Source organism: Bacillus cereus group sp. BceL062 (genome assembly GCF_051780025.1).
Lineage (GTDB): Bacteria > Bacillota > Bacilli > Bacillales > Bacillaceae_G > Bacillus_A > Bacillus_A toyonensis.
Genome location: NZ_JBPWGY010000001.1, coordinates 644,737 through 664,824, shown reverse-complemented (window position 1 = coordinate 664,824; position 20,088 = coordinate 644,737). Strand labels below are relative to the sequence as shown.

The following is a 20,088-nucleotide window of genomic DNA, read 5'->3' as shown; positions in this document are numbered from 1 at the left end:
AAATCACTTATTTACACATTAAAAAATATAATTCGTACAACGGTACCTTTACCAACTTCTGAATGAATTTCTACACGATGCCCTAATTGTTTCGTAATTTCATATACAAGATATAACCCCATTCCAGTTGATTCTTTAAAATCTCTACCATTTTCTCCTGTAAAGAACGGTTTAAATACTCTTGGTAAATCTTGCTTCGGTATCCCGACGCCACTATCGGCTATTTCAAGTACAACAGTATTACCTTCCTTACATGCTTTCACTTTAATCTTTTCTCTACTACCTGATGAGTATTTAATTGCATTCGATATAATTTGTCCAATTAAAAATTGTAACCATTTCGCATCACTTTCTACAGTAATACCCTTATCAATTTCAAGCTCTGGATATACGAAATTCCGGATAAAAAAGCGTTTATGTTCATGTACAGAATCATTCACTATTTTATGTAGTTGTACTCTTTCCACATAAAAATCTTGTGTAAATGCCTCTAAACGTGCGACATACAGTGCCATCTCTAACCCCTTTTTCAGCCGATCTGTTTCCTCATTAATACTTTCAAAACGCGAATCCACTTCATCCTGTGTAATTAATTCTATTACAGATAGAGGTGTTTTCATTTGATGAATCCACTGATTCATAAAGGTTAATTGATCATTATTTTTTCTCTCTTGTAATTGCAGCTGATTTTGATAATGACGATATTGTGCATCAAGTAAATCTTGGAGAGCAGTAGATACAACTGCAAAATCAGATTTTTGAACGGATTCATCCAAAGATTGCAATGGATTTGCTAAACGCTCATAAAAAGAACGATGTGTAAAATAACGAAATATTAAGTAGCTTACCATAAAAAAAGCACCTAAAAACATTGCATATAATGCTGTTGTAATATGATTATGTCCATCAAACCAATATACGAGGAATATGGCTAGTAGTTGGAGCACTGTAAAACAAATAAGTGGTATATGGTCACGTATAAACAGCCTTATCATTTTTCCACACCATTTTCCCAAGTAATATGCAACCTATATCCAACACTACGAATTGTTTCAATCGCATCCTCAATATGTAATGTTTTTAACTTTTTACGCACACGTGTTGTATTTACACTTAATGTATTATCATCAACGTAAGATTCACTATCCCATAACTTATTAAGCAACACTTCTCTACTCACAACACGCGGATAATTTTTCATTAACATTTCTAATAAAATGGCTTCGTTTCTCGTTATATCAATCTCTTGATTTCGCAACTTCAATACAAGCCTTTCGGGATATAAACTAAGTCCTTGTTGCTCAACCATTCGTTCTTCTAGTTTCGGTGCATAATCACCGTAAGCACGTCTTAAATGGCTACGAATTTTTGCCATTACAACTTCATAATGAAAAGGCTTCGGAATAAAATCATCGCCACCATTTTCTAACGCCATAACCTGATCCATCGTACCTTCACGGGCCGAGATAAATAAAATTGGACATGTGGAAACTCCGCGAATTTGACGACACCAATAGTAACCGTCAAAGCTTGGTAAATTAATATCTAATAAAACTAACTCTGGTTGTTCTTCTAAAAATATGTCTAACACATTTTGAAAATCCGATATTACAATTCCTTGGTAACCGTATTTCGCAACATAAGTTGATAATAGCTCCGCAATTTTCATATCATCTTCAACAATCATAATTTTGACCATTCTTAAACTCCTTTTAATTCACAATCTCAAATATACTTATACAAAGTAAATACTACCTCTTTTTATTTCATCCGTAAATTAAAAAAGGATACTTTTAAAAAACAGCATCCTTCTTCTAGTATTCTTATTTAATATTAAATTTACTCCAATTAAAACCTAGCTTTTCCGCATATTCCATTCCTAGTTCCATCCGCGTCGTTTTTAGTGGATCCACAACTTGGCAAAATTTTAAATTACCCGCTACTGATAATAAAAGAGTTGCATCTGCTTTAGACATTTCTAATTCCTCATGTAAAAATGTCACCATATTATGTACAGCACGATTCGCTGCATCGTCTAACAATTTCTCTGAAGCAATCGTCATTACTTTTTCTTTTTGGATAGCCATTGGTAGTGGCCATTTCTTTCCTTTTATAATCTGAACTGTTACCGTCACCTCACCAGCAACCTCTACTCCACTAACACCAATTTCACCATCACCCATCGCTGCATGTAAATCGCCTAATGCTAATAGAGCACCAGGAACATTTACAGGTAATAACAATGTTGTCCCTTCTTTTATCTCTTTACAGTCCATATTTCCGCCATGGTCATGCGGTGTTCCACAGGAAATACTCTCCTCTTTCGGCGCAGTACCAATCACACCGATCATTGGATTAATCGGAATTTGCAGTTCATTTGAAAACAAAACATGTTTATTATGTATTGGGACGATTTTCACTGTATTTTCATTTAGCACTTCACCCATTACACCGAGGTTCGCACCTGTAGTTAAAACACCCTGCTCTGCAATTTTAATCTTTTCAATCGTTACGGCCAATATATCATCCGGTTCTGCACCTGTAATATATACAGGCCCAGTCGCTGGATTAATTCGGTTCCAATCTAATTCTTGGAACACAACATCTTCAGAATCAATTTGGTTTTCAAAGCAATCATATGTTTCAAATACAAGACGGCTCCCAATTTCCACTTCCATACACGGCTTATTTTCTGGTGACATTGCGTAAATAATGTCATCTTTATGAATTCGATACATAATACCTCTCCCCTTTTCTATTTATCTACTATTACTAATTAACTTTTTTTATACAAACTCCTATTAAAATCAAATATTATTTTTATGTAAAAAAGCACGTAGCTTATTTTATAACATACACTCTTTACTATAACAGAAAGGTGGTATCACTATGCCCCTTATTCCATATAACGAAAGCGATGTTGATTTACTAGCTCGTTTAATTCGTGCTGAAGCTGAAGGAGAAGGCCGACAAGGTGAACAGCTTGTTGGCTGCGTTGTTGTGAATCGTGTATTTTGCGATTGCTTAGATTTCAAACAACTCCGTACCGTTCGTGATGCTGTATATCAAAGCCCCGGTGGATTTGAAGCGGTACAATATGGATATTTTTATCAACGCGCTCGTGAGTCAGAAAAAGAAATTGCAAGAAAGGTTTTACAAGGTGAATGGCGCTGGCCAGCACGATGGGCTCTTTGGTATTTCCGTCCAGTTGGAGCTTGCCCACCTGAATGGTATAATCAGCCGTTTGTAGGGCAATTTAAAAGCCATTGTTTTTATGAGCCAAGTGGTGATGAATGTCCAAAACTGTATACACGGTAGTAAAATTTACAACGCAAGCACTTAGATCTTTGAGTACTTGCGTTGCTTTTAGCTATATATTAGAAATCTAATAAAGTGATGACTTTTTTGATGCCTACCACATGTATTAATAACGGTATACGTGGGCCACTTGATTGATTCATAACGAGCCTATATATAATGGTGAATAATAGCTTTTGATTTCCTTTCATTATTTTTTTATTTTCATGATGACAAATCGTATACAGTTGCTCCATTAAATTAGAATATTCTTTATTAGAACGAAGTGTTTTACAAACTTCTTCCACCCAGTTTTTCTGTCTATCTTCTAATGTGTTATAAAACTCCGTATTCTTCTCTTTATTTACCGTAATCAATTTTTTAGATTGAAAATTTCTTATCCAATACTCTGCACGATTACTTATCGCAATCATTTCAGGTAATGCATAACTCCTATCTATTTTCTCTAATATATTTTGTAAAATAGAGGAATCAAAATTTAATAGTGGTAAAGTACTTGCAACTTGATTAAACTTTGGATATTCTTTGAATCGGTTATCAACTCTAGAAAGTTTAATTGCATCAAATAAATCTTCATTTTTTAGTGCTTCATTTTCATAACTATCTTTCAATCGTTCATACTCTGTATAATTTCGGATCACATCTTCATCAAGACCAATATGAAAAGCTGCGCCTGGCCTATATTTTGCAAACATAAAAAGAATTACTTCTGGTACATACACTTTTAATAAGTCGCTAGGTGTAATGCTATTTCCTGAAGAACTAGACATTTTTTCATGATTACCTTTAAGACCAATGAAATCATAAGCAACGTAATAAGGCGCTTCACGATTGAATATTTCCCTTACAATTTCTTTTGATACATTGTAACTACCTGTTTCCGATGAATGATCTCTTCCGCCGGGTTCAAAAATAACATCCTCTATCATCCATCTCATCGGCCAATCAATTTTCCAATTCAGTTTCATTTTATTTGTATTTACTACCGATAATTCATTTTCATTTCCGCATTCACATGCATACCGTACTGTTTCTAATACTTCATCAAATTGTGTAATCGTTGTTGCATCTTTCCCGCACCTCTCGCAATATAACGTAACTGGATAAAATTTTTCTCTATCTTCTTCAAAGTGAACTCCTGTTTTAAAACGCATTAAAATATCATATATTTCTTTTCTTTTATGCAAAGCCTCTAATATATTGCCATTATACCTTCCGCTTCTATATTCAGCATGTTGATATATGAATTCCACTTCAATCCCAAATGCTTGAAGCGATTTCTCAAACTCTTTTTCAAAATGCTCTGCATATGAGTTATGACACCCATGCGGATCAGGGATATCACAGTACGGCATACCAATGTATCTTGCAAAAGATGGATCAATATTTTTAGGAACTTTTCTAAACCTGTCATAATCATCCCATGAAAAGATAAAACGAGTCTTTTTCCCTAAATTTTGCAGAGCTCTTACAACAAAATAAGTCGTTACTATTTCACGGAAGTTTCCAATGTGAACAGAACCAGATGGACTAATTCCAGATGCACAAACAAAAGTTTCTTTATTTGGATGTTTTCTAATTAATTCATGTGCTACTTCATACGCCCAATGCATATGTCACTCACCTCAATTATTTTTTGTTTTCACATTTTCAGTTTTATACAACAAAAAAACTCCCACCCCCAAGATTATTCATCTTGAGGACGAGAGTTATTAGCTTCGCGGTACCACCTCAGTTTGTTAATACGTCACCATATTAACCTTTTCAGGTACGGCAAAATATGCTTATACCCTATCTCTATAACGGGAGAACCCGTCGCACCATCCCTAAATAAATTAGTTCCTTGCGCAGCTCCAAGTCTTTTTTCATTAAGATGTATACCGCTCTTTCTCAGCTACCAGAGCTCTCTGTACGTATTCTTTCTTAACTACTCTTCTCTTCCATGCCATTTTAAATGTTGATTTTTACATATGATAATTTATTACACGTTTATTGTCAAATTTTTCTGAACGGTAATACATTACATATAATTATCTAAAAAAATGTTTTATCGCTTCTAATTGAATCTTGTGGCTACATTCATCACAACAATATATCCCTTTCGATTTCTCTTTAAACCGCTTATATTGTTCACTACCTTCATATACTCGGAATATATTTTTACAAGAAAAGCAAACAACCTCATAAAACATCATATGCATTTTCCTCTCTGTGTTTATACACTTTTTTAATATGAGAAGGTCTGTTTTCTACATTGCAAATCTTAAGATTCTCTCGCTAAAAGGTTTACCTCTATTTTTATCGAATTATATAAATATCTTATAATGCGAGGTGAACATCTTGTTTAGTAATATAGAATTAGTTTTAGATGCTAAAGCAACTTTAGCTGAAGGACCATGTTGGAATGAAAAAAAGCAACTTTTATATTGGGTTGATATTATGGAGAAAACATTATGCATCTATAATCCCACTAACAATACAAACCGGGTAATTGCCCTTAATCAGCAAATCGGCTGTGTTGTTCCATATGTAGAGGATGTAGTACTTTTAGCAATGGAAAACGGATTTTACTCTCTTAACCTGAAAACAGAAAAACTGACACATATTTATGATCCTGAACCACATTTAGTAGAAAATCGTTTTAATGATGGGAAATGTGATCCAGCTGGTCGCTTCTGGGCGGGTACTACTGATTTAAATGGAATAAATGCTGCAGGTTCCTTATATTGTTTATATAATAATTTGAGCGTTGAGAAAAAAGTTTCATATGTAAATACATCAAATGGAATCGCTTGGTCACCTGATCATACATACCTTTATTTTATTGATACACCTACTAAAAAAGTAGTTCGTTTTCATTATGATATACGTACTGGAGAAATTAGTAATCCAACTGATGTTATCCTTTTTCCTGAAAATGATGGTTTACCTGATGGGATGACAATCGATGAAGAAGGTTGCTTATGGATTGCACATTGGGGTGGTTCGAAGATTACTAGATGGAATCCTTTGACTGGAGAACAAATATTAAGTGTTCCAATTCCTGCCTTATATGTAACGTCGTGTACATTTGGAGGCCCTAATTCAACTGACTTATATGTTACGACAGCCAGAACAAGAATGACGGATGAAGAATTAAAAAAGTACCCACATGCTGGTGGTATCTTTCGAATTCAAACGAATATAAAAGGCTGTCCTACCTATTCATTTTGCAGTGAACATATTGGAGCTGAAACAATATGAATCGTATCGATTACATAAGACAAGAAGAAAAGAAATATCATGACCTTTGTTATGAACAATATAAACTATTTGAGACTGGATCTTGGCTTTACAAACCAGTTAAAACAGTTATGGACATGATGGACTATTTCGAAAGACAAAACAACTTGCAAGTACTTGACCTCGGATCTGGCGTTGGAAGAAATAGTATTCCAATTGCACAAAAGATAAAAAATTGTAGCGGCACTGTTACTTGTGTCGATTTACTTCATTCTGCTTTAACAAAGTTACAAGTTTATAGCAAAGTACATGGAGTATTTGGAGTAATAAAAACGGAACAAATAGCAATTGAAAACTACGATATTCCTCCTAACACTTATGACTATATCGTTGCAGTATCAAGTTTAGAGCATGTTAAATCAGAAGAAGATTTAACAAACGTGCTCCATTCTATGAAAAAAGGGACAAAAAACGGCGGTATTAATTGTTTAATTATTAACTCTAACATACAAGAAATTGATTTAAAAACGAATGAAGAATTAGAAGCTTTAATTGAAATTAATCTCCCAACCGAAGAAATGATACGTCTATTAAAAAGTATTTATAAAGGATGGAAAGAAGTAAAAGTTGAAATAAAAGAATTAGCTTTTGATATAGTTCGAAATGAAAGACACATTCAATTAAAAACAAATGCTATTACTTTTGTCGTTCAGCAATAATCGTATAAAAAGAGAAGAATATTTCTCTCGGACTCATTTTTATTATATAAAATTTGTATATTTAAATATTTATGAAACAAAACGAAAAAACCATGCTTTGACGTTGTCTATCTAAAGCATGGTTCCTATTCGAGATACTATAAAACTACTCAATTATTAAGAGAATTCATTAACTGGAAGAAATAATCAGGTTCATGAGTCTTATGTAAGTTATACCATGAATGAAGTGTATCCGGTGCGAGTACATCCAATTTTTTCAGTACTTCCATTGCAAACTCCAGAGGGGCTACTCCAGATGCAGTAATGAGATTTTGGTCAGATGCTACAGGTCCCATTTCATACAAATTTTCTCCATTATAATTCGGGCAAACCATTTTCATATAATCTAAACTATTACTTGTATGCTTTCTATCATCTAAGAATTCGTAATTTGCAAGCCCTATAGTTGCACCGCAAATCGCAGCAACAATTACGCCCATCTTTAAAGCTTCATCAACTTTTTGCAAAATAGGTTTATGTATATTTTCACTCCAAGTATTTCCTCCAGGTAAAATTAATAGATCGTTACTCTCAAACACACATTCATCTAGGAAAATATCTGGCTTTATATTCAAGCCTCCCATTGAAATAACCGTTTCTTTATTTACTCCTACTGTAATTACTTTTAAAGGCGCTAAACCTTTTTTGAAATATCTTCCTGTATTCAGTTCAGCAATTAAATGTCCGTATTCCCAATCTGACATCGTATGAAATACATATAAATAAGCTTTTCTTGTTTGCATTCAATAACACTCCGTTCAAGTACTTTATTCTCTATTACAGCACAACTATTAATTTCAACAAGTGCTACATTAAGTTTAACATTATATTCTATATTTATGGTTTAAAATTCCAAATAGAATACCCATAAAAATCTATTATCACATAAATAAAAGAGCACTCGTTTCCGCAAGTGCTCTTTTCGGGGATTTTGAGATATCCTATTAACGAAAGTTAAGGTTACTTAAAGTTAAGAGGTATTTATAATATATGCTCGTCCTCTTTATTAGTTCATATTCAACATATAGAGATTGTTAGTAATGCTTACAATTCTTTATTTATTGTTCTTTCTTACATTTTATCATTAAAAAATTGATTGAAGGCTTATTTTCCATGTTCTTATTTGGTTCGTCAATTTCCGAAACTTGTACTAGTCCATATTCATTAAAATCACGTTTTATAGATTCAGAATCATAGAAGAACATTTTTACACCTTCCATTATCTCAAAATAATCTTGGTCCAACTGTTTCCCTTTTCCGTACATTGGCGCTTTTTTAGAAACCGTTGTAAAAACCATATATCCGCCTGGTTTTAACTGATTATAACAATCTTTAATAAATTTCTCACGCTCATGCTTATTCAACAAATGAAGAAGTGCATGACTAAATATCCCATCATAAAGATTGTTATCAAAAGGCATATCATTTACTGAACCGTGATACATACTAATATTTTCTAGTCCGTTTTGCTTTGCTAAATCGATGGCTGTTTTTGAAATTTCAATACCTGTTACATTTATCCTATTATCAATAAAAACCTTTGCATTTCTTCCATATCCAATACCCGGAACTAATATATCCTTAACGTTCTTTTCAAGAAAAAAATCTTTCGTCATAATTGCGGATTCTGTAGGTTCAAATCCCCACATCGTTTGTTTTTCAATAAAACTTGATTCCCAAAATTCCATTATGTATCTATCTCCTTATTTTCAATCCATTTTTAGTATCAAAGTAAAGGCAAATTTTTTGTGTTGTTGGTATATAGTTTTTTCTTCTATTCATACGACTTACCTTAGTCATCGTAGCCCCATTGAATATAGCATAATAATAAGCCTATATCTATTATAAAGATTGGTTAAAAATCTCCCCTATTTTATTAATCCTTACGTTTATAGAAAATAAAAAAACAGCCTATATTTTTATTGTAGTATTGGCTGTTTCTCATGAAAAATTATCTTTTTATATTGTACTGATCTAATACTTTTTCTAACATTTCTAAAGTTATTGGTTGTGCTTGTTTTATTAATTGATAGCCAATACGCCCATTCGGTTCCGCTGTAACTTGCTGTAAACGCTTTACATCATGGATCCCTTTTTCTCTTAATTGCATATAAAGTTGTTGTTCTGACATTTTTGCCCGTATCAAATTTGCTTTTACAATCTTTCCGTTTTCAACAATTACAATGCTACTTCCATTTAGAAATTGCTCCACCTTCCTTGATTTCAATTCAAAGAAATGAATGATAAGTAGAATGCTCGAAAATATGATAGCGGCAAAGATAGATGGAACTACTTTCCTACTTAATACAGGTTCTACAATAATACGTCCAATTGATACAACTATAATTATTTCAGCTCTCGTCATTTGGCTAACAGATGTACTACCTGTCATTTTTAAAACAATAATTCCAGTAAGGGTTAAAATAATACTTTCCCAAATTATATTCATAATAGCCCAATCCTTTAATGGTGAATGTTAGTAGCATTCCCATTAAAGGATTATTTTACATACTTATCAAATTTTTAAATCCTTCAGACCATGATGGAAATAAAGGTGTCCATCCATACTCTTTACGTGCCTTATAATTTGAGGCTCCTCTTTCCCAACTATTTTTCCCAGCTTGAGCTTTAGGAGCCGGTGCCCCAATTGCAGCTGCGTATATTGGTAACCATTCTTTACTAGTTGCTGGGGAATCATCTACAATATTTACGATTCCTGGAGGCCAATTAAGAGCTAACATAGTTGCTCTAGCGGCATCTTCGACATGTATAAAAGAGCTTATCCCATCTGTTGCAATCATTTCATTATTACGAACTTGATTTGCAATTAAGCCGTTTTCCGCATACCATGTTCCCGGTCCGTATAGTGTACCGTAACGAAGAATAATCGATTCTGGTAACTCAGAAACAGCTGATTCTAATTTTAATATGCCATTAACAGTGATTTGCCGAGGCATAGGAGCATTAATATGTAGTGAATCTTTTTCTGTCGCAAATGTATCCCCTGCTTCATACGCCCATGAAATACTTTGAGCGATTATTTTCTTTACCCCTACATTTTTTGCGGCATCGACAAGGTTACGAGTGCCTTTTGTTCTAATTTTTGCATTATCCTCAAAATTCCATGTAGACAATGACGTTAATTGATGTATAACTACATCGGGAGTTGTTTCTTCCAATACAGAAAATACAGCCTGTCGATTAAACACATCGGCTATTACTGGTATAGCACCAATTTTCTTCATTGCTTCTACTTGTAATTCATTACGAATCATTGCAAATACCGTATGCCCCTCTTTTATTAACATAGGTAATAAAGAACGTCCTATAACACCCGTTGCACCTGCTACAAATATTTTCATATATGTTCCTCCTCATTTAGTAATCATAAATGTGACGAAACAGATGTGAGGTTTGTGACAAATATTTTCTCTATTTTTTCGTTATTCATATGAAACATATACTTTTGTTTAATTACCCCTGATCTCAATTCTTCAAAACATTGTGTGAGTGAAGTATAATATATTTCATGTGGATGTTTTATCCAAATTTTAAGCTATAACGTTGGCTAGCACCCAGCAGTGATAACATGATAATTGAATTTGATGGATATGGAATAAATGAGTATGTTATTGGCCATAACTGTTCTATTAACGAATTAATAACAATGTATTTAAATATAAAAAATGAAGAGATATCTAATGAGGACCTTCTAAGCTTATTTTGTGTACGATATCAATACGAAAAAATTCCAAAATTATTACAAGAAGACGTCATAAGCGATGTTGTCATCGATTTAGATACAGACTATATTTATACACCTAATAGATAACAGTAAGCTAGATTGAATGATTAGAATTTACGATTCAGCTAAGTGTTTAATAAAATAAGTAATTGCCCAAATTAATGTCGCAAATTGAGTGACAAAATACATTGTCCATTCGAAACCACTCAATTTTCTCTCTCGTTTAATCTTTTTTAAATATCTGTAAAATATAAATGTACTTAAAAACATAAGGAACAAAGATAATTGCTGTAAATCATCGACTATACGTACCGCCATAGACTCCATCACCCTCCTATTCAAAATAAAAGCTATATTTTAAGGATATCATTTATTGGTATCTTTTTCCATGTAGTGCACTTATGTCATACACAAAAAGAGCACTTAACTATTGAGTGCTCTAAAAAATTATCAATTTTGATTTAACATACTCACCTTGCATTGGTTTAAAATGATTCTTCTTACTTTTTATACTCTATCTTTATTACTTTTGGTATATGTTCATTATCATATTTTCTCGTATAAATTCCGCCATCTGGAGTAACCACTTGTAACGCAATTTCACCACAAACACCATGTGGTATCTCAAATTCACCTTGTGCATTTGAAATACTACGTTCCTCACTTTCAATAGAATCTTCATAAATTTTCACATTAGATATAGGTTCGTTATTTTGATCTACGATAATACCTCTTGAATATTTTGCAACTGCTATGCACTGATCATCATCTATATAATATTTAATAACTACCATTGCTCCAATACCTAAATACATACAAGGTTATTATTTTCCCTCTCACAATAAACCTCCTTATTCGTATTATTCTTTTTTAAATTGAAAATCTAGACGTGCCGATTGCTTTACTTCCTCGATTACTTTGCGAATTCCTTCTTCAATCTTATCTTCTTTTACATTCGATACGTTTAACTTTAACAATCTCTCTTTAGGAAAACCTTTGACGTAATTTTTATCAATAGAATCAATATTTATTTGAATGTCACTCAATTTCTCAAAAAACATTTCCGAAATACTTGTTTTATGTATTTCTAAACAAGTATGAATTCCTATCGTACTATGCTTTTTATATGTAAATAAAAGTGGGTTTTCATTTTGCACTTTTTCTAATATTTCTGCTAGTTTTTTTGATCTATCGTAATAGGAAGAATTAATTTTATTTTTATGGCGTTCGAACATGCCACTCTTTATATAAATTTCTAATGCAGCTTGGGATATCATTGGACTATCGATATCTAAAATCTTTTTATATTTATGAAAAGCATTTGCAATAGCTGGTGGAATAACCGCCACACCGACTCGTAAACCAGGAAAAATAATCTTCGAATAACTTTTCAAATATATGACATGATTACAATTATGTAAGCTATATAAAGGATCTGCTTTTGAATCATTTTCTAAATCTGCTAAATAATCATCTTCCACTATAAATACATTATACTTCTTAGCCAATAGTACGATTTTTTCTTTCTCATCTTTAGAATAAGAAGTTCCAAGTGGATGATGATATCTTGGTATCGTATAAAAAAATTTTATTTTTCCTGTTCGAAATATACGTTCCAACTCATTCAAGTCGATACCTTCATTCGTACGTTTAATACCTATTACAGGAATTTTATTTATTTCTAGATATTCAATATATAGATGATAGGTTGGCTGTTCAATTAATATCGTTTCATTTTCATTCGGAAATGGTATAGATGTTAATATAGCAAGCGCTTGCTGTACACCTGACGTTATAAAAATATTTTCTTCTTTTGTGAAAACTTGATAGTTTGTCAGCTGTTTTTGAATAACTGGAATTAGAGTTGGTAAACCTTTCGGCGTTCCATATATGAACAAATCGTTTTTATATGTATCAATGGCCTTATTAATACAATGTTGAAAATCTAAATACGGAAACACATCTGGATCTGGTGCTGAGGAAGCAAAATCAATTATCTCGTTAGTTTCTATGATACTCCCGGATTTCTTAACAACGTAGTATCCACTTTGAGGGACGGAATAAATAATATGACGCTTTTCTAATTCATGAAGTGCACGTATAACTGTCGCCTTATTACATTCATATTGCGTAACTAAAGCCCGAATAGACGGTAATTTTCCCCCTTCTTTTACCTCTCCATTTTGAATCATACTTTCTAAGTCGTTTAAAACATGTAAATACTTATACATCATTACCACCTCAACCTTTAATTTGTACCGGTACAGTTTGTATTTGTTCACATTGTAGCACTAGATCAGAAAGATTACTATGTACGTATACTGGCCAGTAAGAAATCAACTACTATGAGGTGAAATTATGAAACATACAACAAAGGCATATTTATCAGCATTACTCTATTCATTTATTATTGGATTCTCCTTTATGTTTGTGAAATTAGCATTAACAGTTACGAGCCCCCTTGATACTCTTGCTCATCGTTTTACAATTGCTTTCGTAGCTGCAAGCATTCCCGTTATTTTCGGTTTTGTAAAGTTAAATATATCGTTTAAAAACATACTTGCCCTTTTACCAATTGCAATATTTTATCCAGCACTATTTTTTGCTTTCCAAGCGTTTGGCTTAGTGTATACAAGCTCATCTGAAGCTGGAATTATCCAAGCGGCAATTCCTATATTTACGATGATATTAGCTTCTTATTTTTTAAAAGAATATACGAATATATGGCAAAAAATCTCTGTTTTCATTTCTGTCATCGGTGTCGTTTATATATTTATCATGAATGGTTTAGGGGCTCATGAAACTAGTCTCATCGGTGTTAATCTTATTCTGTTATCGGCATTATCATCTGCTTGCTATAATGTGTTAGCTCGAAAAATGACAAAGAATTTCAGGCTAATGGATCTAACTTACACAATGACAGCGATTGGTTTTATTAGTTTTAATGTAATTGCTATCACTAGCCATATAAACAAAGGTACATTAACTATATTCTTTAAGCCATTTATGAATGGAACATTTCTTATTTCCATTTTATATTTAGGATTACTATCTTCTTTACTGACCGCATTGTTATTAAACTATTCATTATCTTATATTGAAGCAGCTAAAATAAGTGTTTTCAGCAATTTATCTACACTTATTACCATTATCGCAGGAGTTGCATTCTTACATGAACAAATCGCATACTACCATATCATCGGCACAATTCTGATTGTTCTTGGAGTAGTGGGCACAAACTTTTTAGGAAAAAAAGGGATTGTAATAAAGAAAAAGAATACTTCCTTAAGTAAATAAAAAGTGAGGGATATATAATGCAGCGCGTAAATACGATTGATATTAGTAATATACTTGAATTGGAACAAGCTCTTTCAACTTTAATAAATAAAAAGATTTCTTCAAAACTAGACCTTGAACACTGGTTAAAAGAACAATCTACATTAATTTGGGAAATCGAAGAACAATTACGATTACACTATATCGCCTTTCAAAGTAATACAGATAATAAAGAAATAAAAGATACTTTTGAACATGATCAACAATTTGTAAAGCCACTTTTAAAACGTTATCAAAATTTATTTAATAATAAATACTTACAGTCACCATTTCGAATGGAATTAGATTCTAAAGTATATGGTTTATTAGATGTAAAAACAAAAAATGCTCAAACTTTATTTTGCGAGGAAAATATCGAATTAGAAATTAAAGAAGACCAATTAGTAACAGAGTACTTTGAAATTACAGGAGGACTAAGTGGAAATTGGGACGGCGAAGAAAAAACGATAACGGAATTACAATCCTATTTACAAAATCCGAATCGTGACATCCGTAAAAAAGCAAAAACAATTATTTCTGAACAGTTTTTATCTGTTGAAAAAGAACTCCAAAGCATCTTAAATACATTAATTAACATTCGCCACCAAAAAGCAAAAAACATTCAAGTAGAGAATTATCGTGATTATATGTTTAAAAAATATGAGCGTTTTGATTATACAGCGAAAGATTGCTATGAACTAGCCGAATCAATACGAGAGTACGTTGTACCACTTAAAGATAAAATATTACAAGAGAAAAAAGAGAAACTACAAGTAGATATGCTTCGCCCATGGGATGTAACAGCTGTAGCACCTGATCAAAAAGTGCTTAAACCAATTGCAAATGAAAAAGATTTAATTGAAAAATGCACTTATATCTTCAATAAACTAGATGTTGAATTTTCAGCTTTATTAAACCAAATGTATACTCATGATTGCTTAGATTTAGGAAGTCGTAAAGGAAAAGCAGCTGGTGGTTTTTGTGAGTACTTACCTGCTTCTCAATTATCTTTTATTTTTATGAACCTAAACTATACACAAGATGATATTATTACTTTCATACATGAAATGGGTCATAGCATTCATAACGAGTGCGTAAAACCATTAGAATTACGACAGTATATAGAAATTCCCGCTGAAACGGCTGAACTAGCTAGTATGACAATGGAAGTATTCACAATAGACTATTGGGATACTTTCTATACAGACAAAGAAGATTTAAAACAAGCAAAAATCAACTACTTTAAAGATGTTATTTCATATTTACCTGTTATGCTTATCGTAGATCAGTTCCAACACTGGCTGTATGAAAACCCTAATCATACTACTGAGGAAAGAAATGGAAAATACTTACAACTTCAAAAACATTATCAGTCTAGCGTCATACATATTGATGGTTACGAAAACTGGATAGCAACGAGTTGGTTGCCAGTACTTCATATTTTTGAAGTACCATTCTATTATATTGAATATGCAATCGCACAACTTGGTGCACTGCAAATGTATAAACAATATAAAGAAAATCCTAAACAAGCACTAAATAATTATAGGAAGGCATTATCACTAGGAAGCTCAAAATCTATAAAAGAAGTGTATGAAGCAGCTGGTATTCGTTTTGATTTCTCTGGTGAAACTATTAAAGAATTAATGCTATTTGTAGAAGAAGAGTTAGATTCACTTGAACGTATATAAATAGAAAGCTGCACCTATATTTTAGGTGCAGCTTTCTTCTTTATTTTATTAATAAGTTCTATGTACTGAGAATCTCCATATCCGATTGCGGGAAAAAGATGAAACAACTTTATTAATAATTCTTGGTTTGATAATTCTTTATTTTTGTAGATGAATTTTGTTACAGCATTATCTTCTTTTAACATCTCTAAATATAACTTTATAGCCTGATACATCACTGGGAGTAAATCCACAGATGGTTTTCTTTGGTTTACCAATACCTCTTTGTATACAGAACAATAGTTACCTAACTTAAGTTCAGTTTGACTGACTTTGAATTCATCTTCCCTAAAGCTATTTAAAATCACTCTCCCCTCATAGCCTGACTGCTCAAGATAAGAAAGTATTGTCACTAGGTTCATTTGGCAAAACATATCTTCACCAAACCATAAAACAATACATTCATAATTATTCTTAAAAAACTTTTCTAATGGATCTATAACCTTTTTTATATAATTCTCTACTGAACTATTATGCCCCCTCGCTCTTACTCCAATGAATTCTTCATCAAAAATTTGTGTACTAGAAGCATTTACACACATCGCTTCATTAAATGGGGCGTAATCAGACTCTCCCATTAATTTTTCGTTTTTAAATTCTTCATACATAAATTGGCCATTTAATATATTTAGTACGTCTTTATCGAACAGTTCACATTTCCTATTTCGCAACTGCTCAACCTCTATTTTTCTAGAAATATTCATTTTAAACTCCTCTTCTTTATTTATATTGAGTTTAACAAATGATTGAACAGGCATCTTGTTAAGTTGGAAATCTTTTGGGGTTATACCAAAAACAGTTTTAAAAGCTCTACCATAAGCCTCTTGCGAAGAGTAATAGTAATCCATTGCGATATCTATTATCTTTCTACCGTTCGTCAAGTCCTCCGTAGATAAATACAATCTTCTAAGAAGAACATAACGCCTAATGCTGACACCTGTTACTTGATGAAATTTGAAAGAACAATAATAAGGGGAATATCCCATGTAATGCGATAATTTATCCAATGAGAATGCCTTCCTCAAATTGGCCTCAATCCAATCAATCATTTGCTGTATATGCTCATTCATTTACTTCACTCCTCACTAAAAATAATAAGAGGTATACGTTTCTTTCATTTGATATTTCTTGTGGTTTATAACATGATCCATTCCCTAAAATCTTTAAATACAATATGTAATTATTAGTTTTATATTTAAAAGTAAACATTCCCTAATCAATATGTAAAGCAGATGTTGTTTAACGACTAGTATATCTATAGTTGAACAACATTATATATACGTAAATTACTTGCTTACAAGGTCGGATTTTTAAAAGTTATACATACTGATCTAGCACTCCATTTAAATAAACTGCGTTTTGCGGAGATATCTTCTCAGCAAATCTAGCTGTAATAATAATTGGAGCCCATTGAAAAATCTCATCTCGTGATAAGCCAGTATTTCTACAATACATATGTAAATACATTTCAGCTAATTCTACTGAGGCCTGAGCGTACAATAAATATGTACGAAATACATCTGCACGAATATCACCTGAACTTGCATCTATCCAGTCTATAATTTTTACGTTATCGTTACTCAAAATCAAATTAAATGGATGAAAATCTCCATGACATAGCCTAGAATCAAATACAATTGAATCTAATTTTTGTAAAATATTTTTCTTTTTGCTTTCATCCAATGTATGTACAGATTTAATTTGACGCTCTAACCTTTCTCTCATTGGTTCCATTTCATCTATATTCACACATATAGCATGAATCTTATTTTGTTCATTAATACAAATATTGATGTAATGTTCTGCCTTATTTAGATTATTAAGCAGGAGTTCGCCAATACTTTCCCCTTTTACATATTCCATAATAATTGCCTGTCTATTTTGTATCTTTGTCACTTCAAATACGTTCGGAACTGGTAGTCCACATGAATAAGCATATTTTTGTTTTTTTGCTTCATTTGTAGACTCTGTATCTGGAAGATATTCTTTAAATAATTTCACAATCTTATTATCATACATATAGATTTCCGCTGTATTCCCTTTTGCAATTGGATTACCTAAAATCACTTCATTTCTCCCCTTAAAATAAATTAGAATAACACCTTGCACTTCTCTATAAATTCATTATAATCCTAACTAAAACCCTCTTCACGAATATACAAAAAAACTTACCGCTTTCCATCCTTAAATAGAAAGCGGTAAGTTTAATTTCTTAGGAATATCGGAATGAAACTCTGGCGTATGCACAATTGAAAATACATATCCCTGCTCAATAAATAATACTTCATTATGTTTACATTCATATGGAACACTATTTTTCTTCAAATTATTTTGTATTCGTTGTAAAAATGCTTGATCTGGTGTTCCGAAAGAACCATGTACTTTCGGTGGTAAAGCTTTCATCGCAATTGGAATCCAAGGTCGCTGCCACCAAGTTGCAACGATGTATGCAGTGCCACCTATAACAAAATTGAAAATGTCCCCATCTTCCATCGTTCTCATATTTAAATTTGATTTCAACCACTCCGTAAATACAGGTACACTTTTAACAGGAAGACCAATTTCCCTTACGTATAAAACGTTTAACGGTGAATGTGGAACTAATACCTCTTCATTAATATAACTATGTGCGATAATTTCAAGAAGATTTCCATCACCGTCTTTAAAGTATAAATTGAATAGACCATTCTCTTCACCAATTACATTTCCATTTTTCCATTTCACAATGAGTAATCCAGCGTCCTTTAACCATCTTACTGTTTCATGGAATTTTGAATATGGGATTTCAAAAGCAAAATGTGCAGGTGCGATTGGTTCATACACTTCTTGAAAACTAATTGTTGTATAAGGTGTTACTTCAAATTGAATAAATGATGCTGTTTCTTTTTTTATTGGAAAAGATAATATGTCCTTATAAACTTGTTTTACCCCTTCTATGGAAACCGTTTGTAGTTTTATATCTGATATATGTGTAATCACTTTACATTCCCTCTCATTTCTTATTATCTATTCGTATTGTATTACACTTATAAATAGATAAAATCAAACGGAAGGATGGATTTTTCATATAGAAACTACAACTTTAGTATGAATATGTTAGCTCCAATTATTTTTTATTTCCGCTATAATAATTTCTGGTTTATCCCAGTGCAACATGTGTGTAGTATCAGGTACTACTTTTACTATACTGTCAGTTTTCTCTTTGAAAACATTTACTGTCTTATCTCTATAATCCGCCCAAACTTGTGGAACTGTAGCTCGAAGTAATACAATATTAGCTGGCAGCTTCTCATATATATCTATCGTTTCATCCTTATGCATACCTCTTACGATATTACCAGCTGTTGTACCCCTCGCATGCCACCATACTTTATTATCTATTTCTATACCAAGATCCTTAACTGCAAGTTCTAATAATGGAGACCATCTTGTATACACTTCTTTTTCACTTTTAAAGAAATTATCCCAACTATTAAAAACATACTCTTCAAAGTCCTTTTCATAATAAGCAATTTCTTCTTCCAACGTTTCTTCTTGAAGCCTTTTCGTTTGGTACCCTCCATCAATGAGAATACTTCCTAATACTTTTTCTGGATTATGTAATAAATAAAATAGCGCTACAAAACTTCCCCACGAATGTGATAGAAAATAAAAATGTTCAATTTTTAGTTCATTTATTATTTCATTTAACCAATTTGCTAAGTTTTGCATCTCATAATCTTTTGTTCTTTCAAAGGGCGGTGTTTTACCATGCCCAGGTGCATCAATGGATATAAGTCTATACTCTTCCTTTAGTTCTTCTGCGATTTCTATAAAACTTAAACTTGTACTACCTAATCCATGTAAACAAAAAATAACGGGTTTATCCTTTTCTCCCCATTCAGTAATATGTACGTTTAATTTTTCATTGTTAATATAGTAACGTTTCAAAACAATTATCCTCCATATTTCGATTTTTTGATTAACGCTTAACTTATTTCTATTATTTTCAAGTTTTTCC

The 20,088-nt window shown here is 32.2% G+C and carries 22 protein-coding genes and 1 other annotated feature; of the genes, 6 read left to right on the top strand and 16 right to left on the bottom strand.

Translation table 11 applies throughout. The annotated features are described in order from the left end of the window. Positions 1-11: 11 nt before the first annotated feature. From ACS2MN_RS03265 to ACS2MN_RS03255, 3 genes are all read right to left on the bottom strand, one after another. Positions 12-995 (bottom strand): sensor histidine kinase, encoded by a 984-nt coding sequence (locus ACS2MN_RS03265; RefSeq protein WP_000620175.1) that lies wholly within the window; start codon positions 993-995, stop codon positions 12-14. Further along, positions 992-1,699, bottom strand: coding sequence for a response regulator transcription factor (locus ACS2MN_RS03260; RefSeq protein ID WP_000239006.1), 708 nt, complete (start codon positions 1,697-1,699; stop codon positions 992-994). Before ACS2MN_RS03260 ends, ACS2MN_RS03265 begins: the two co-directional genes overlap by 4 nt. Before the next feature lie 124 nt (positions 1,700-1,823). Continuing rightward, positions 1,824-2,738, bottom strand: coding sequence for an acetamidase/formamidase family protein (locus ACS2MN_RS03255; RefSeq protein WP_098954896.1), 915 nt, complete (start codon positions 2,736-2,738; stop codon positions 1,824-1,826). Between the two features lie 151 nt (positions 2,739-2,889). Here ACS2MN_RS03255 and ACS2MN_RS03250 point away from each other — a divergent pair, with 151 nt between their 5' ends. After that, positions 2,890-3,318 carry a cell wall hydrolase gene (locus tag ACS2MN_RS03250; protein ID WP_001128414.1) on the top strand — a complete coding sequence of 143 codons (429 nt, stop codon included), beginning with the start codon at positions 2,890-2,892 and terminating at the stop codon, positions 3,316-3,318. Positions 3,319-3,377: 59 nt separating this feature from the next. Here the strand turns inward: ACS2MN_RS03250 and lysS are convergent, their stop codons facing one another. Further along, entirely contained in the window at positions 3,378-4,931 is a 1,554-nt protein-coding gene (gene lysS / locus ACS2MN_RS03245) for a lysine--tRNA ligase (protein ID WP_098709325.1), read from the bottom strand. Between the two features lie 82 nt (positions 4,932-5,013). Next, positions 5,014-5,270, bottom strand: a binding site (T-box leader). Between the two features lie 78 nt (positions 5,271-5,348). Further along, on the bottom strand, positions 5,349-5,519 hold the full coding sequence (locus ACS2MN_RS03240) for a DUF2197 domain-containing protein (RefSeq protein WP_044810524.1): 171 nt from the start codon (positions 5,517-5,519) through the stop codon (positions 5,349-5,351). 139 nt (positions 5,520-5,658) lie between these two features. Here ACS2MN_RS03240 and ACS2MN_RS03235 point away from each other — a divergent pair, with 139 nt between their 5' ends. Then, a complete protein-coding gene (locus tag ACS2MN_RS03235; RefSeq protein WP_000492437.1) occupies positions 5,659-6,561 on the top strand; it encodes an SMP-30/gluconolactonase/LRE family protein in 903 nt (300 codons plus the stop codon). Then, positions 6,558-7,259 carry a class I SAM-dependent methyltransferase gene (locus ACS2MN_RS03230; protein WP_001079473.1) on the top strand — a complete coding sequence of 234 codons (702 nt, stop codon included), beginning with the start codon at positions 6,558-6,560 and terminating at the stop codon, positions 7,257-7,259. The genes ACS2MN_RS03235 and ACS2MN_RS03230 overlap by 4 nt, the downstream gene beginning before the upstream one ends. A gap of 149 nt (positions 7,260-7,408) precedes the next feature. Here ACS2MN_RS03230 and ACS2MN_RS03225 read toward each other — a convergent pair whose 3' ends face one another. The 4 genes from ACS2MN_RS03225 to ACS2MN_RS03210 form a co-directional block, all read right to left on the bottom strand. Next, positions 7,409-8,041 carry a type 1 glutamine amidotransferase family protein gene (locus tag ACS2MN_RS03225; RefSeq protein ID WP_001194784.1) on the bottom strand — a complete coding sequence of 211 codons (633 nt, stop codon included), beginning with the start codon at positions 8,039-8,041 and terminating at the stop codon, positions 7,409-7,411. Positions 8,042-8,356: 315 nt separating this feature from the next. Beyond that, positions 8,357-8,986, bottom strand: a complete 630-nt coding sequence (locus ACS2MN_RS03220) for a class I SAM-dependent methyltransferase (protein ID WP_087949929.1) — start codon at positions 8,984-8,986, stop codon at positions 8,357-8,359. Positions 8,987-9,249: 263 nt separating this feature from the next. Then, positions 9,250-9,747, bottom strand: coding sequence for a DUF421 domain-containing protein (locus tag ACS2MN_RS03215; protein ID WP_001021709.1), 498 nt, complete (start codon positions 9,745-9,747; stop codon positions 9,250-9,252). Between the two features lie 55 nt (positions 9,748-9,802). Further along, positions 9,803-10,660, bottom strand: a complete 858-nt coding sequence (locus ACS2MN_RS03210; protein WP_000689421.1) for an NAD-dependent epimerase/dehydratase family protein — start codon at positions 10,658-10,660, stop codon at positions 9,803-9,805. A gap of 227 nt (positions 10,661-10,887) precedes the next feature. Between ACS2MN_RS03210 and ACS2MN_RS03205 the strand changes: the two genes are divergently transcribed. After that, a complete protein-coding gene (locus ACS2MN_RS03205; protein WP_000582705.1) occupies positions 10,888-11,130 on the top strand; it encodes a hypothetical protein in 243 nt (80 codons plus the stop codon). A 27-nt stretch (positions 11,131-11,157) separates the two neighbouring features. On the opposite strand, the gene ACS2MN_RS03200 is transcribed toward ACS2MN_RS03205, so the two are convergent. From ACS2MN_RS03200 to ACS2MN_RS03190, 3 genes are all read right to left on the bottom strand, one after another. Continuing rightward, a complete protein-coding gene (locus tag ACS2MN_RS03200) occupies positions 11,158-11,361 on the bottom strand; it encodes a hypothetical protein (RefSeq protein ID WP_000290881.1) in 204 nt (67 codons plus the stop codon). A 182-nt stretch (positions 11,362-11,543) separates the two neighbouring features. Then, positions 11,544-11,858 (bottom strand): carboxypeptidase regulatory-like domain-containing protein, encoded by a 315-nt coding sequence (locus ACS2MN_RS03195; RefSeq protein WP_002038770.1) that lies wholly within the window; start codon positions 11,856-11,858, stop codon positions 11,544-11,546. 45 nt (positions 11,859-11,903) lie between these two features. Further along, positions 11,904-13,274, bottom strand: a complete 1,371-nt coding sequence (locus tag ACS2MN_RS03190; RefSeq protein WP_346994182.1) for a PLP-dependent aminotransferase family protein — start codon at positions 13,272-13,274, stop codon at positions 11,904-11,906. Between the two features lie 127 nt (positions 13,275-13,401). On the opposite strand from ACS2MN_RS03190, the gene ACS2MN_RS03185 reads away from it, so the two are divergent. Beyond that, the gene (locus ACS2MN_RS03185) at positions 13,402-14,340 is read left to right on the top strand and encodes a DMT family transporter (protein ID WP_000683319.1); all 939 of its coding nucleotides are present in this window, start codon (positions 13,402-13,404) and stop codon (positions 14,338-14,340) included. Between the two features lie 17 nt (positions 14,341-14,357). Next, a complete protein-coding gene (locus ACS2MN_RS03180) occupies positions 14,358-16,049 on the top strand; it encodes a M3 family oligoendopeptidase (RefSeq protein WP_001190006.1) in 1,692 nt (563 codons plus the stop codon). 14 nt (positions 16,050-16,063) lie between these two features. Here ACS2MN_RS03180 and ACS2MN_RS03175 read toward each other — a convergent pair whose 3' ends face one another. The 4 genes from ACS2MN_RS03175 to ACS2MN_RS03160 all read right to left on the bottom strand — a co-directional run bounded on the left by ACS2MN_RS03175 (position 16,064) and on the right by ACS2MN_RS03160 (position 20,018). Continuing rightward, a complete protein-coding gene (locus ACS2MN_RS03175; protein ID WP_001002089.1) occupies positions 16,064-17,158 on the bottom strand; it encodes a helix-turn-helix domain-containing protein in 1,095 nt (364 codons plus the stop codon). A 247-nt stretch (positions 17,159-17,405) separates the two neighbouring features. Beyond that, positions 17,406-18,155: an aminoglycoside phosphotransferase family protein gene (locus ACS2MN_RS03170; protein ID WP_000600421.1), complete on the bottom strand. Its 750-nt coding sequence runs from the start codon at positions 18,153-18,155 to the stop codon at positions 17,406-17,408. Between the two features lie 117 nt (positions 18,156-18,272). Next, positions 18,273-19,067, bottom strand: coding sequence for a VOC family protein (locus ACS2MN_RS03165; RefSeq protein ID WP_000627934.1), 795 nt, complete (start codon positions 19,065-19,067; stop codon positions 18,273-18,275). A 117-nt stretch (positions 19,068-19,184) separates the two neighbouring features. Next, positions 19,185-20,018, bottom strand: a complete 834-nt coding sequence (locus tag ACS2MN_RS03160; protein ID WP_000833431.1) for an alpha/beta fold hydrolase — start codon at positions 20,016-20,018, stop codon at positions 19,185-19,187. Positions 20,019-20,088 lie beyond the last annotated feature (70 nt).